8 protein-coding genes are annotated in these 15634 nt (G+C 38.2%); 1 reads left to right on the top strand and 7 read right to left on the bottom strand.

Going from position 1 to position 15634, the window contains the following annotated elements; all coding sequences use genetic code 11:
• Positions 1 to 90 precede the first annotated feature (90 nt).
• Entirely contained in the window at positions 91 to 603 is a 513-nt protein-coding gene (locus tag H3T75_RS00565) for a ClbS/DfsB family four-helix bundle protein (RefSeq protein WP_198210756.1), read from the top strand.
• A 1127-nt stretch (positions 604 to 1730) separates the two neighbouring features.
• On the opposite strand, the gene H3T75_RS00560 is transcribed toward H3T75_RS00565, so the two are convergent.
• The 7 genes from H3T75_RS00560 to H3T75_RS00530 form a co-directional block, all read right to left on the bottom strand.
• The gene (locus tag H3T75_RS00560) at positions 1731 to 1907 is read right to left on the bottom strand and encodes a hypothetical protein (protein ID WP_157785048.1); all 177 of its coding nucleotides are present in this window, start codon (positions 1905 to 1907) and stop codon (positions 1731 to 1733) included.
• Positions 1908 to 1933: 26 nt separating this feature from the next.
• The gene (locus H3T75_RS00555) at positions 1934 to 11185 is read right to left on the bottom strand and encodes a hemagglutinin repeat-containing protein (RefSeq protein ID WP_198210755.1); all 9252 of its coding nucleotides are present in this window, start codon (positions 11183 to 11185) and stop codon (positions 1934 to 1936) included.
• A gap of 272 nt (positions 11186 to 11457) precedes the next feature.
• On the bottom strand, positions 11458 to 13224 hold the full coding sequence (locus H3T75_RS00550; protein WP_198210754.1) for a ShlB/FhaC/HecB family hemolysin secretion/activation protein: 1767 nt from the start codon (positions 13222 to 13224) through the stop codon (positions 11458 to 11460).
• Positions 13225 to 14217: 993 nt separating this feature from the next.
• Positions 14218 to 14637, bottom strand: a complete 420-nt coding sequence (locus H3T75_RS00545; protein ID WP_198210753.1) for a hypothetical protein — start codon at positions 14635 to 14637, stop codon at positions 14218 to 14220.
• Between the two features lie 44 nt (positions 14638 to 14681).
• A complete protein-coding gene (locus H3T75_RS00540; protein WP_172397377.1) occupies positions 14682 to 14843 on the bottom strand; it encodes a hypothetical protein in 162 nt (53 codons plus the stop codon).
• Between the two features lie 45 nt (positions 14844 to 14888).
• On the bottom strand, positions 14889 to 15119 hold the full coding sequence (locus tag H3T75_RS00535; protein WP_078474256.1) for a hypothetical protein: 231 nt from the start codon (positions 15117 to 15119) through the stop codon (positions 14889 to 14891).
• A 51-nt stretch (positions 15120 to 15170) separates the two neighbouring features.
• On the bottom strand, positions 15171 to 15491 hold the full coding sequence (locus H3T75_RS00530; protein WP_198210752.1) for a hypothetical protein: 321 nt from the start codon (positions 15489 to 15491) through the stop codon (positions 15171 to 15173).
• Between the last annotated feature and the right edge of the window lie 143 nt (positions 15492 to 15634).

Raw genomic sequence — 15634 nt, 5'->3', positions numbered from 1 at the left:
CACCATAGCACTTCCATTTATCTGCCATAAAATATGTTATGCTGTACCACATAGTTTATATAGTTAATGTCTGAAGGTAGGGAGAACCAAATGGCAATACCTGAATCTAAACAGGAACTAATTGAAGCAATTAACAAAAACTATACACTACTGACCAAAAAGCTGGCTGCTGTACCTGAACAGAGAGCCTATCTGCCTCTGATGGAAGGCCATGCTAAAGGTACAATGATGAGCGCTGCACAGCTTGTGTCTTATTTAATTGGCTGGGGAGAACTGGTGCTGTCATGGCATAAACAGGAACAGTCAGGGCAGAAAATTGCCTTTCCGGAAGCAGGATATAAATGGAATCAACTGGGATTACTGGCACAGAAATTTTATCGTGATTATCAGGACATCACCGACTTCAAACAGCTACTCTCTCTTCTGGAGACCAACAAAAAGAATCTGATTTCACTTATTGATAGCTTTAGTAATGAAGAGCTGTATGGCTCACCCTGGCATGAAAAATACACACGCGGACGCATGATTCAGTTTAATACCTCCTCCCCTTATAAAAATGCCACAGGACGATTGAATAAATTGTTGAAACAAATTGCCGAATAAGCTTATTTATTTTTAAAATTTATCAAAATATTCATATAGGTTAAATTATATCATCTTAGCTTATTTTTATGATATAAGAATATTATTAGCTTTAATGTCAATATTCTTATTTTATTTACGCAAAACAGTTATTATTTTAATAGAGTTTCTTTTAATTTCCTCAGTCATTTAACTTTTATTCTTAGCTATTTTTAATAATGATCAAAATATTATCCTGTAAAACTACCATGAATTATAAATTTCAACTATTTTCTGAATAAATAATTAAATTAAATTCAGGACTGATATATCAGACTATCAATACTTACATTATTAATTTTTACCTTTTGTTTTGAACTAAAATTTCAATTGTTGCTGTTGCATTACAAAGTAAGTTGCATATGTAGGTATTCCGCGTTTTTCATACACAGAACAAACATGTTGTTCATCATTTAAATTGTTTTATTACTGCTCTCTCTGCATATTCACTATTCTGCAAGTTTATTACACGGCAATCGCTCAGACATACGCCGATACCGACAAATATAAGTAAACAGATTTTAGCAATTCACTTCTGCCTAAGTTTCTTTTCTTCAAATACAAAATAGCGTTTGCCATTAATTTCATGAATCAGTATCTGCATGGTACTGATTATTTTTTGCGTTATCCGGCCGGAGATAACTTCTAAAGCAGAATTATTAACAGCAACATACAAATTACCGTAGGCTGATTACAGATTTTATTCTGCTACATTTCTAAAGACGGTTCTTAGTCACGGTAAATATCTGGATTAGAAGCTACTACTGTATTCCCATATATAGTTTTGTGGAAATCCCAGATACGGATCACTTTACTACAATTACAGACCGGAGCTGCTACTCCTGTACCGAGGGCTTTCTGTAACAAATTGCACGCATTATCTTTTTGCTAAATTTCTAGCATACTTTTTTGAATCCTTCAGTATTCTTAAATTCATTATGGTTATGCGAGGCATCATTACTGTCTTTTTTCTCAGCCTCGCATCTGTTCATTGATATCCTTTCAATAATCATGCTCAGTTAGTTTATCGGAAATGTTTTTTAATTACAAAATCCGGATAGCCTTTCCTTATTTGTACAATTTTTCAGAATTTTTTATATATCAGCAAATTATAAACCATGCTGATGTGGTGTAACTCGATTTTCTGTCATATCACGATACAGAATTTTTAAATCCAGATTATCGCTCCTTAAATCTCTTACACCACAGATCACATCAGATTCCTGTTGTTGTACATTGGTATGGCCAATAGCATCTATCTTCTGATAGCCCCGGAAACATAACAAATCTTTTAAGTTTCATTGTTATATTCCTAATATATTCCTAATTGGTATAATACCTTTAACAATTTTGAGTTCAGTACCCCGCCGAAATCAACTCCATCAAAAAACACATTATCATAGGAAACATTATTCTTTATTTCTCCGGTTTTCTTGTCAACTACTGTTTTGGGCGATTTTAAGGCATTGGTCAGATTTTCTTTACGTATTTTATCGGCTGCCGACTTTAATGTATTTTGTGTAATAGCTTTCTCTGGATTAATGGTCAGTATATCGACTACTGTATCCAGTAAGCGCCGCTGATATTGCAATTTATAAATTTCTTCATACAGTGCAGTTTTCTTTTCTTCAGATGTTTCTTTTTTGATTTTTTCCCTCAGCTCTGCCTGTTGAGAATCGATATAAGAGTTAATTAACTTATGGCTGTTCTGACGGAATTCTTTATTAACTTCTACCTGAATATTTAATTCATTAAGTACTTTTTCCTTATCAAAGTTGTTAGCCAGATAACCGGCCTTATCGGCATAATCTTCGCTGCTGGTGTCAGTGTGAATAGCGGCTATGGCCTCTGCTGAGGTTTTATCGGAATTCTGCTGCTGAGCTGCCTCATCGGTAATGACGATATTTTTGGTATTAATACCACTAAGTGTAGTACTGCTGTCGTGACCACTGTCATGCCCCTCTCCGGATGAGTAGCTGCCGGTAAGCTTCTTAGGGGAATTCAGATTCAAACTGCCACTGACATCAATACCGTTACTGCTACCACTGTAATCGCTGTAATTTTTGATGTCACTGCTGGTAAGACTGCCGGTAATCAAGCTGTTTTTACCTTCTGCTTCTGCGGCACTGGCAGAGGTGATGATCGCCCCTTTCAGATCTGTATTGCCTTTAACTTTAATCTGATAGCCATTATTTCCGGCCATGATGCCGCTCTGTTCGGTTACACTGGCATAATCTGCCTTGATTTTGTTATCACTATAGCCGGCTGAACCGGTTGGAATGAAGTTTGTGTCTACATTTATTTGTCCGCTGACATTCTGCTGTTTACTCTGATATTCCGCTTTGTCCTGAAGGCTGGCTATGTTCAGCTCGGCTGCATCTATGCTCACGCCTTTACCGATTACTTGCGCACCTATGATATTGGTGGCGCCGCCACTGCTAAGGCTGGTATTGCTACTGCTGCTGCCGACATGACTATTACGATTGCTTGTCCCTTGTCCTTCGCCACCACCTTTACCCAGATTGACCCCGCCAGTAATACCCAGAGATGTACCACTGGAGCCCAAACTGGCAGACACTCCGGCATTCCAGCCACTGGATTTATTGCTGCTGCTCTCATTGTGGCTTTGTTCGGCTGCGCGCAGATTAATTTGATTATCTGCCTGTAAATGGGTGCCTTTGTTGCCTGCCACATCTGATCCGATGATGTTGATATTGGAATCTTTGCCTGCTCCGGTTGCCAGCAGATTGACTGTTCCTCCGGCATTAATCCGGCTGGCTGAGGCCACCTTATCTTCTGTGTGATTCTCCAAACGGGACTTCTGCTGACCAAATGTTATGCCGACATTAACATCCTTAGGCTTTTTGGGATTACTGATAATATCACTGGCTGCTTTATATGTGTCCATTCCAGCATTAAAGACAGCTAAGGCATTAACACGATCATATTTACTTTTATTTATACGCCCAATTGCATCTTTGGCTTTTTTGACAGAACCACCCTTAGAACTATTTACACTTACTGTAACACCACTTTGCTTCATAGTGTGCACATAATCAGTGCTGTACTGATCCTGAGCTGCCAGCACATTAATTTGTTTAGCCACAACAGCCACATTACCTTCAGTGGAAGCAACAGTACTGCCGCTTTGCGTATAATGATTACCGGCAATAATTGTGGTATCACCTTTCAGACTACCAACATTGCTGCCGCTATGGATAAGGGAATTTCCGGCAATGTCATCGGTTTGTTTCTGACTGCCGATAAAGATACCAGAACCTCCGCTCTTCATCAGACCGGATTTTTTTCTGGCATGATATTCCTGTTCCTGATACTGATTTTCTGCCGCCTCGATTTTAATATCACGACCGGCATGTAATACTGTCTGATTATCTGCAATAACATTGCTGCCGCGGATACTAATATCCTGTTCACTGCCGATACTGACATTACTACCAGTAATAGTACTACCTACTGCTTCATCATTATGTTTCTGATATTTATCTATGCTTTTTTTAGTGGACAAAATTCCTTTTGTTTTATTGTAATGAGCTTCATCCAGATCCGTTTTTGCCCTGCCCTCGGTAATGTTAACTCCTTCCTTACCATAAATATTAATATCACCATTAATACTGTTAATATCACTCTGCCGGATATTAACTTTGTTGCCATTTAATGAAACATTACCATCAGCAACAATCTGAGTACCGCTTTCATTTTTATGATCCAGCGCCAGATGGTTTCTGTCACTGAGTTCACCATATCCGGAGTGGCTTGCTGTCTGAACTGTACCCAGATTAACACTTCCGTTACTGCTGGCCAGCTGAGTCAGTCCGTTGGTTGCTGTATTCACAATATTGGCACCATGAAAATTCAGATCCTCTGCACTATTAACCGCCAGAATTCCATCTTTACTGCCTGTTACATATAGTCCTGCCACACGATCAATCACGGTACCGCCATTGCGCTCATCACCGTGCGTTGCAGTGGTAGTGTTAACATTTATACGTTGTGCCTGCATGCCAAGCACATTCTGTGCCTGAACGGTACCGCCATTAATATCAATATTATCAGTTGCATTAAGCAGCACATTTTGCCCGCTAATCAGACCACTGTTACTAAGATTATGTGCACCCAAATCTACAATTCTGCGACCGGCCACTGTTCCCTGATTATTAATATCCTTATTAGTATGCAGACTGATATTATCAGCACTGATTAATGCACCGGCTGTATTCAGATCTCCGTCGCGTACCATCAGATATACCTGCGGAACCAGTACGGTTTGCTGACTTCCATCAGGCATGGTTACAGTCTGACTTACCATCCAGACAATATCACTGGTCAGGCGCGCTATCTGATCGGCACTCAGAGCAACTCCTGGTACCAGTCCCATAGTTTTTGCCATACTTATGCCGGCATCCATTAATGCCTTATATTCATCTTCATCACTGTCATATCCTGCAAGGCGGCGATAACCGGTTAACCGATCTATTTGTTCATTAATCAGTCTTTGTTCGTAATAACCGTCCCCTAAGCGCTTCTGTATTTTTTCCGGATCCTGACCTAGAGCTTCTAACAAATAATTGCTACTAAGCCATTTATTTTTATTGGTAAATGCTGGATCGGTTTCAACTAAATAACCTTTATTATCCGGATCAATATGATACAAACTATTATTAGGTAATTTATTATTCAGGCTGGTAAGTGTTTTAATATTGGGTACATTTGCACTATCAGTTTTATTATCACCTACATGCTGATTATTGGCTGACATGTTGTGATCGTCTGAATTATCAGCATTGACATTATCTTTAACTGAATTATTGCTTGTAACATTGTCTGTATCTGTATGCTTACTATTGGAACTGCCAATAGATGTACTACCCGTATGTACACTTCCTGCATTCTCTATGTTACTGGTATTATTATTTACTCCAATAATGGTATTGTCCTTAAAATCAACTTCCGTGTGTTGCTGGATAATGCTGACAGGTTGTTCAAGATCAATAGTCGTGGTTGTGGTCTCGTTTATCTTACCTCTTTCTTCTCTTTTATAGATATCATGCTGGAACACCCAGCCACTTTTACCTTTTTTATATCCGCCTACTGTACCAGTATCAACAACACGCTGCTGACCTTTACTTTCAATATTATCCAGCTGTAACGAATCTGCACCAGTCAGACTACCGCCTACCAGAATCCGGCTGTTATTATTTTCCCAATGGTTGCCGCTTATATTTAAGTTACCGCCAATAATAATTTCACCCGGACTGCTTTCACTGACACGTTGTTTATAAGTTTTGCGATTGAAATCCCACCATGTGATACCGGTTTTTTCCGCTCTGGCCATAGGACGGCCATCATTAAAATAAAATTCAGAATGTTGTTTTTTAATCTTTCGTTCATTAAAATGCCCGTCCACTCCCTCTGTCCATTTCTCTGTCTGGCCGGGGAATAAATACTGTTGAATATGCTGCTCAGGATTTGCCAGATATTCTTCAAGAGTGAAATGATTATTCAGATTACGTAATTCATTTACGGCAATATTTCCATTTCCTTTTGCCTCAATACGCGCACTGCTGTTTATCAGACTATCAGCCATTCCGGAAGCATGATATTGTTTGTCCAGCTTTCCGCCAATAGCAAGATCACCTTCACTGAGTAAATAGCCCTGCTCCTTATTAACTATATCTCTGGCACCTATATCCAGTTGCTGGCGTGCAGCAATAATTGCTGCCTTAGTCTCATTACCCGTTATTTCTTCTCGATTTAACAGACTGCCGGTACCTATCGCTACATGGTCTCCGTAAATGCGTCCGGTTCCAACGTTATCTACAAGGTTTCCAGCCTGAATCAGAGTCAGACCATTACTGTTTATCAGACCTCGGTTAATTACACTGTCCTGCACATTTAATTCTGTATGCTTATTACTCTGAATAGTACCGGCTGCCTGATTATCTATCCGGCTGGCATCAATAATAACACTATCACCGATAACATTATGATTATTAATTATTTTGCCATTACTATGCAATTTCAGACCAGCATTAGCACTTATATTCCCGTTAATATTAAAATCATCTGTTAAATCTATAGATGCATCATGACCGGCAGCTATACCGGCATCGTCAGTACTGGCATAATCCAGTTTTTTTGCCTGTAAATTTAAATCATTTCCGGCAAGAATTTTACCGTTTTTGGTATTATCAATTTCCAAAGTATTATGCAGCTGATCATGAATATTTACATTATCTGCGCTACTGATTTGTCCATACTGATTAAGCAGTTTCTGATTGATTTGTGCATTTAGCTGCTTATTGGCGCGGATGTTACCAGCAGTGTTATCGATACTGTCTGCAGTGAGATCAATACTGTCTGCATCTATACTGCCATTATTGCTGTTATCCAGTGTCGATGCTTGAATTACTGCACCTTTACCAGCCTGAATCTGACCGTTTGCGCTGTTATTCAATACCAGATTGCCTGGCCCATCAGCATTTAGCAGTAATTCTTCATTACTTACAATATTTCCGCCTGTGTTATCCAACTTTTCGTCAATCTGCGCCTTTAACTGTTTACCTGCCTGAATGATACCTTCTGATTTATTCTCAACGCGGGCTGCTTTCAGATTCAGATTCTTCTCACTGCTTATTATTCCTTTATTATTATTTTTAATACTTTCCGTATTTAGATAGGCATCTTTACCGGCTATGATTTTTCCGCCGTTACTGTTATCAACAGCCAAATGGCTTTCGCCTTCACTGTTGAGCAATACATCTCCGCCACTGCCAAATTCTCCGCCCTGATTATTCAGACTATTGCTAATCTGTGCCTTTAACTGCTGATTTGTCCGGATAGCTCCGGCAGCATTGTTTACACTGTCTGCTGTCAGATCAATACTGTCTGCATCTATGCTGCCATTATTGCTGTTATCCAGTGTTGATGCTTGAATTACAGCCTCTTTGCCCGACTGAATCACACCATTTGTACTGTTGTTTAAACTTACCGATGCCTTAAGATGCAGATTTTCACTGCTTATTATCCCTTTATTATTATTTTTAATACTTTCCGTATTTAGATAGGCATCTTTACCGGCTATGATTTTTCCGCCGTTACTGTTATCAACAGCCAAATGGCTTTCGCCTTCACTGTTGAGCAACACATCTCCGCCACTACCAAATTTTCCGCCATGATTATTCAGACTATTGCTAATCTGTGCCTTTAACTGCTGATTTGTCCGTATAGCTCCGGCAGCATTGTTTACACTATCTGCTGTCAGATCAATACTGTCTGCATCTATGCTGCCATTATTGCTGTTATCCAGTGTCGATGCTTGAATTACAGCCTCTTTGCCCGACTGAATCACACCATTTGCACTGTTGTTTAAACTTACCGATGCCTTAAGATGCAGATTTTCACTGCTTATTATCCCTTTATTATTATTTTTAATACTTTCCGTATTTAGATAGGCATCTTTACCGGCTATGATTTTTCCGCCGTTACTGTTATCAACAGCCATATGGCTTTCGCCTTCACTGTTGAGCAACACATCTCCGCCACTACCAAATTCTCCGCCCTGATTATTCAGGCTGCTGCCAATCTGTGCCTTTAATCTCTGGTTTGTCCGTATCGCTCCAGCTGCATTGTTTACACTGTCTGCTGTCAGATCAATACTGTCTGCATCTATGCTGCCATTATTGCTGTTATCCAGTGTCGATGCTTGAATTACTGCCTCTTTGCTCGACTGAATCACACCATTTCCACTGTTGTTTATACTTACTGATGCCTTAAGATGCAGATTTTCACTGCTTATTATCCCTTTATTATTATTTTTAATACTTTCCGTATTCAGATAGGCATCTTTACCGGCTATGATTTTTCCGCCGTCACTGTTATCAACAGCCAGATGGCTTTCACCTTCACTGTTGAGCAACACATCTCCGCCACTACCGAATTCTCCGCCCTGATTATTCAGGCTGCTGCCAATTTGTGCCTTTAATCTCTGGTTTGTCCGGATAGCTCCAGCTGCATTGTTTACACTGTCTGCTGTCAGATCAATACTGCCTGCATCTATGCTTCCATCATTACTATTATCCAGTGTCGATGCATGAATTACTGCTCCTTTACCAGCTTGAATCTTGCCATTTGCGCTGTTATTCAATACCAGATTGCTGGGCCCATCAGCATTTAGCAGTAATTCTTCATTACTTGCAATATTTCCTCCCATATTATTCAGCTTTTCGTCAATTTGCGCCTTTAACTGTTTACCTGCCTGAATAACACCCCCTGCCGTATTCTCTGCGCGTGCTGCTTTCAGATTCAAATTCTCACTGCTTATTATTCCTTTATTATTATTTTTAATACTTTCTGTATTCAGATAGGCATTTTTATTCGCTATGATTTTTCCGCCGTCACTGTTATCAACACTCAGACGGCTTTCGCCTTCACTGTTGAGTAATATATCTTCGCCACTGCCGAATTCTCCGCCCTGATTATTCAGACTACTGCCAATCTGTGCATTAAGCTGCTGATTGGTACGAATCGCTCCCTTACTATTATCAACAATATCGGCTTTTAATATCAGACTATTACTATCAATACTGCCCTGCCGGTTATTCAGGTTATTCGTATTCAGTTTAAGAGATGCACCGGACTGAATTTTTCCGTCCAGACTGTTATTTATATTTCCACTCTGTATACTTAGCTGTTCCTGAGCCGCAATCAAACCATTATCACTGTTATCCAGCTGGGCACTATCTATATCAATATTCTTTACCGACTGTAATTTGCCTTTTCTGTTATCCAGTTTGCCACTTTTTGCCGATAATAATTCTGTTGTAGTAATTTCACCCTGATGATTATCAATGCTATTGGTATTAATTAATGCCTGCCGAGCACTGAGCTTACCTTGATAATTATCAAATATTTCACCACTTACCGTTAATTTATTCAGATTCAGACTGCCATGATTATTCAGACCAGTCTTCGAGGTTAAATCAATACCACCATTGGCAATAATCTGACCATTATCATTAATTATTTCCTGATTACCGATAATTTGTCCGGTTTCAAATTGTGTTTTATGCGTATTAACAGCAGAGACTGTTTGTCCGCTACCGGCGGCTGTAGTAGGAGGAGTAACAGGTTCTGCCGGTTCTGGTTTATGTTCCGGTACAGACGGAGCTGGCTTATCTTTCTCTGGTGCATAACCAATCAGGCCATTATTACGATTATCCAGCTTATTCATATCCAGCGCTAAACCTTGAGTACCGGTCTGAATAATTTTCCCGTTCTGATTATGAATATTATCTGCAATAATATCTATCCGGCCGGCATTAATTTCTCCCTGATTATGCAGTTTTTGCTGTCGGATATTGATTTCATCCGCAGTAGTCAGTAAACCACTGTTTTCTAACTGCTCACTATGAACCAGCATTTTTCCCTGACTTGAAACTGTTCCACTATTCGTTACTCTGTCAGCATTGAGGGAAACACTGGCAATATCAGCACCAGAAGATTTCTGATCAGAAACGACAATACTGCCGCTATTGCTCAGGTAACCATTAGCATCTATGCTTAAATTACCATTACCGGCATAAATCTGCCCCGCATTATTAACACCAACGCCTTTATCAGTACTAACCAGTACAATCTTACCGGCATACATACCACCCAGTTTGCCTGCATCGATAGCTACTAAAGGTTTATTCTCTGCAGAGGTCAGTACAGACTCAGTTATATTTCCCTGTGCATCTGTATTATTGCTTCCTGCTGTAATATTCAGATTATTTGCCCAGATACCCGCATTAATCTGTGCGGCCTGCGATAGAATGCGTGTATATTCACTGCTTCCAGTATCCAGACCGTCTCCACCGATACTGATATTACCCTGTCGGACTTCAAACCCATCTAAATTACCATTCTTGATTAGCGGTTTACCTGTAGTCAGCGTTACTCCCGCTGCATTAATAAATCCGCTGCCATTCACATTTATCCCCGCCGGATTGGCTATAATTACTTCTGCACGCCGACCGGCAACTTCTATATAGCCATTCAGCTGGCTTGGATTGGTACTATTAATCTGATTAACAATAACTCTGGCTTCACCTTTACTCAGCCACGGATTGGCCTGTATCCAGCCAGCAAGTCTGGTTTCCGTATTTTTTCGGCTATTATTTAAAATAGCGCCTTTGTTATCTACATCCATCTGCCGGAACTGATTAATTGAAACTCCGCCTTTAGTAGGTGTTCGAATATTAATTTGCGGTGTTCCATTCGCTGTTTGCAAAATGGTCGGCTGCTGATTTTTCGGTGCAGAAGTATCAGCATGAATCGAACCTGCTCGGCTGGAATCAATAACCAGAGTGCATAAACCGAAACCCAGCAGAATAGACCAAGCCAGAACAGGCAAACCTGCAATCTTGATTGTGCTATTCATTATTGCGGTACTACCGGCAGTACTGTCTGCAGTACTTTTTCCTTCACGAATAGTATTTTCCGCAACAGCCATCATTTGCCCGCGTTTTTTATTGAAAATTACCTTAAAAAGATTCTTATTCATTTTCCTGCCCTTTGAAGAGTATATTTAATTAAAATTTCTCAAAACCAACTGGAATATTGTCTTAATATTTATTCAGAAAAAGCCAAATATTAAATAAATTTATTCAGATTAAAATCAAACGTATATCAGCAGAATAAAATTCTAATAATGACAAAAAAATAATTATTAATTGATCGATTATTCGTAATTTTTCCGGTAACTCTATTATTCATCATGCAATCCTCTTTATTTCATAATCAACGCTATATTTTGAATAAATTTGTATTACAGCTCTAAAGTGAATAATTCAGATTAAATCCGAATGTAGTTTTGTCTGTACGGAAATGCTGCGGTTTATAAATCGGCTTTCCCATAAATACGTCGTAATACCAGTTCCCGCCAGCCTTTATTTGACCTTTAAAACCCAGTACCGTACCCGCCAGCGTCTTTCCTAACTGCATTTCACTTGTTCTTCCCGTTATATGCCCTACGTCAATCCCCGCATATACCTGATGACCCGGTAAGTACTGCCAGTTCAGATTGTTATTCCAGTACCAGCCCTGCTCTCCCATCAGAGTGAGCTCTCCGTCAAATCCCCGCACAGTGTAGCGCCCGCCTATTGATACTTGATCCTGAGTAATTAACGGGGTTTTATTCCACTGCCCGTGAAACGAGGTGTCATAGCTAAAGTTATATTTTCCTACCCTGAACGGCTTCATCAGTGAAGCATCCAGTGTGATTATTTCCATCCGCGAGGTGCCTTCACCGAATTCTTCTTCTGCTGCCCGTAAACTGTGGTCTGCACCGGTTCCGCGTTTATAACCTGCACTCAGATTTAGTATGGCATTTCCTAAATATTCCTGATGATTCAGCCCTATAGCCCAGCCTGCCGTATGCCTTCTCTGTACTTCGATTTCAGCATCGTCTATATAGTTATGAGATTTACGCCGCCATATTCTGGCACTTACATCAATTTTACGGTGGCTGTTACGATATATCATTCGGGTTATCCCCAAATCTGTATTTTCACTGCTGCCGTTATAATCATAATTCTGGTCATAACCGGCTATAGCCTGATGATAGCGGTAATAATTCTGGTTAAAGGCTATCAGCCAGTTTCCTACCGGCACTGAATAATGGAGGGAATAGCCATGTGTACCGCTGCCGGTACGATTACCATCAATATCTACTGTACTGTCTTTACTACCCAGATCATGATTATAGTTCACATAAAACAGATCACTTAAACCTAACGGATTATCAACAGATAAAGTTACACCGCCCTGATAACGTCCGGTAGCATGACTGCCTGAGTCATCTGCATTAAAACTAATCCGTACCGGTACTTTACGCTGCGACCATGAAACAACCACATCACTTTCGTTCGGTGCTTCGGCCGGCACTATCTGAATATCCGCCTCTACTGTCGGTACGCGTTTCAGGTTTTCCAGTCCTTGTTCTAATTCTCGCAGATTCAATATGTCACCAGATCTAGCCGGAAATTCATTCTGAATACGACGAATACGATTTACATGTGTCTGATCAGCATTATCAAGGTTATAACGAATTTCATGAATTCGTCCCGGAATAACTGTCAATACCAGCTCACCGCTACTTAAATCCTGCGGGCTGGCCAGAATGCGCGTAGTAGTATATCCCCTGTCTATTACTGCATTCTGCGCCAATGTCATAATATAATTGATGCCATTGCTACCCAGACACAATCCCGGTTTGAATTTACTCTGATTAATAGCTTTATTTAATGCAAATTGAAACCGCTGTGCCTGATCACCATTTAACTTGATGCTTCTGATGGCAAAACATGGTTTTTCATCCTGAGGTAAACCGTTAACCGTACCTTCAATTTGCGGAGGCTGTAATCGCACATTGACTTCAGGCTGCATTTTTTCCTGAAATTGTTTCAGCCTTTGCTGTTCGCGAATAATCTGCTGCTGCTCAATATCTGCCGGATTAGCCGGACCTGACGATGGTGCAGCATACGTCTGATATATTACCCCGTTAACTAGACTTAAAAAAAATAGGTATTTACTGATATTCATAACATTACCTACAAATTATTATTTTAATTAATAATATAATACATAAATTAACTAAACAAATTATTTAACTGATTTATTTATAATAAAATTATTTTATTATGAAAATTTAATTCAGGTATTTACAGAAAAAATATTTATATACATTAATTTTATATAAATATTTCAATATATTAAATTAAAAAATATTATATATGAATATATCAAGCTATTATAGTTTTCTTTTTCGGGATTCAGGTCAGATATTCAAAAATTAGAATTAAATTCTTGTTTTAAAACAAATTAAACATAAATTTAATTTAATTAACAATTTTTGTTGTAAATTTGGTTTATTTTCCTTAAATTAAATATATTTAATTAATTTTAAAATAAATATAAATTAGATACTCAAATAAATACATTAGATAATCTTTCACTTTTCAGTTAGAAATTCTCAAATTTTTCTCATGTTTTAATTAATATGGTTAATCATAATATTAATCTTAAATGATTAATTCATAACTTAGTCAATGGTGCTAATTTCATAAAATTTATCAGGTGAGTATTTTTTCTTAGTCATAATTTCACTTCAATATGATCTATTTTTTATAATACATGCTTTCACTAAAAATACCAATTAATAGAAAATACCGTTTCTATAATTATTTTTATCTGTATTATTATGATAATGTCACATTAAGATATAAATATGGGCTGATATTATCAGGCTAGCAACACTTACATGACTTTTTTACCTTTTGCTCTTAGCTCTTCATCATGTTTTTTGTTACATTCCAGCCCAGGTTCCATATGATAGTAGTCCCTCGTTCAGTTTTGTTATAAGAAACTTTATTCTGTGAAAATCTGATTTCATCAGGATTTATTACGGTCATTCCTTTTCCAGCAAGACCGACCGATTATCTGACTTGCTATGCATATCTGGAAAATAATAAAAGCTCTCCGTTGCTTAGGCGGGAAGCTTCATTACTCATCTACCGGATAAAGCTCTTTAATATATTATTCAACAAAAGGCTTTAACTCCTCCACAAGATAGATTTCTTTTCGCTGTACTAGATAAGCATCGTCATAAATTACTCTGGCTTCAAGAATCTTAGCTAGTATGTAAGTAACCAATACTGAAAATTTTCGGTTTTTCTCTCCACGATAGATTACTCCTGACATAATTGGTAAATCAGCTTCTGACTCATCTCTAACTTCTGGTTCAAAGTAAGAAAAATTACTCCAGCATACATTATCGTTACTATGATCCTGAATAATTATAAAACCATGAGATAAATCTAAATCACTATTATTTAAAACCCCAATAGAAATCATTCTTGTATCAATTAATAGCTCTTTCAGATTACTAACTAATCCTTTAACTATTTTATCGAAAGAAGAAGTTTCTTTAATTGGAAACATGATTTCATTAGTCATTATTTACTTCCGCCTTTTGATATTGAGCTGCCAGTTACATTTAACTAACCATCTTGAGTTTTAATATAAATATTACTTACAGTACCTTCTTTTGTAATATTGCATACAGGTGATCCTGGTTTAAAATGATTAATTATTTCATTCATACTCACACCTGTTTTAGAAGCATCTATATATAAATCACCTTTATATCCTTGCTTGGCCATATCCTTAGCACCATCAGTAATGTTTCGTCGGACCGCATGAATGCTTTACCCTTGAACTTCTTTCAATTGAACAGGAACCCCATCAAGCCAACCATCAATACTAGGATTGTTTGCTTTTTCTGCTCCTTTAAAAGTACCACCTTTATATTTCACCATATCTGATGTTTGTTGATATTCATGTGGCTCAAGTGCATTTTTAATAACGGAACCTTGTTTATCTGGTAGTAAAGCGGATAACTCAGAAGCAGCATTTCCAGCTTGTCCCGCTCCACTCATCCTCTTTCCAGCGATAAAAATAATCCCCACTAATTAGGCGGGGATTATTGATCACCACCATTTTGGATACGCTATAAAAGCATTTAATATATTATCCCTATCGTCTAAATCGATCCTTTCGTAGCCTTCAGATTTAGATATATTTTCATTAATGTCTTTTTTAAGAGAAATCCAACACATCTTATTCTTTTTAATGTCTATTTCTAGTTTGAAATTATCATTCATATCCTTAAATACTGCGAATTTAGATAATTGTAGGTCTTTAATGAAAGAATCAAAAACATTACATTCAAACCAAGCTTCTGACACATTTTTTAGCTCGAAACCACTTTTTTCAATATCAATCGAAATATACAATTTTAATGAAGGCAAATGCTCATCTATTTCAATTGTGTCTATAGAAATTTTATTGGATTATTAATTAAGATATCCATTAGTACGCTATCATATATCGTACATGGGTAATTGTTGGTAACTCACCACTGATCTAGGTGGTTTAAACTCCAATTGCCACC

This window comes from Snodgrassella sp. W8135 (assembly GCF_016101225.1).
Lineage (GTDB): Bacteria > Pseudomonadota > Gammaproteobacteria > Burkholderiales > Neisseriaceae > Snodgrassella > Snodgrassella alvi.
Note: the sequence above shows the minus strand (reverse complement) of the source record. Positions and strands in the feature narration are given on the sequence as shown.

Bases quoted from the DNA above. Each gene is read 5' to 3' on its own strand.
- H3T75_RS00565 (WP_198210756.1), top strand. From the start codon at position 91: ATGGCAATACCTGAATCTAAACAGGAACTAATTGAAGCAATTAACAAA.
- H3T75_RS00555 (WP_198210755.1), bottom strand. From the start codon at position 11,185: ATGAATAAGAATCTTTTTAAGGTAATTTTCAATAAAAAACGCGGGCAA.
- H3T75_RS00550 (WP_198210754.1), bottom strand. From the start codon at position 13,224: ATGAATATCAGTAAATACCTATTTTTTTTAAGTCTAGTTAACGGGGTA.
- H3T75_RS00545 (WP_198210753.1), bottom strand. From the start codon at position 14,637: ATGACTAATGAAATCATGTTTCCAATTAAAGAAACTTCTTCTTTCGAT.
- H3T75_RS00540 (WP_172397377.1), bottom strand. From the start codon at position 14,843: ATGGCCAAGCAAGGATATAAAGGTGATTTATATATAGATGCTTCTAAA.
- H3T75_RS00535 (WP_078474256.1), bottom strand. From the start codon at position 15,119: ATGAGTGGAGCGGGACAAGCTGGAAATGCTGCTTCTGAGTTATCCGCT.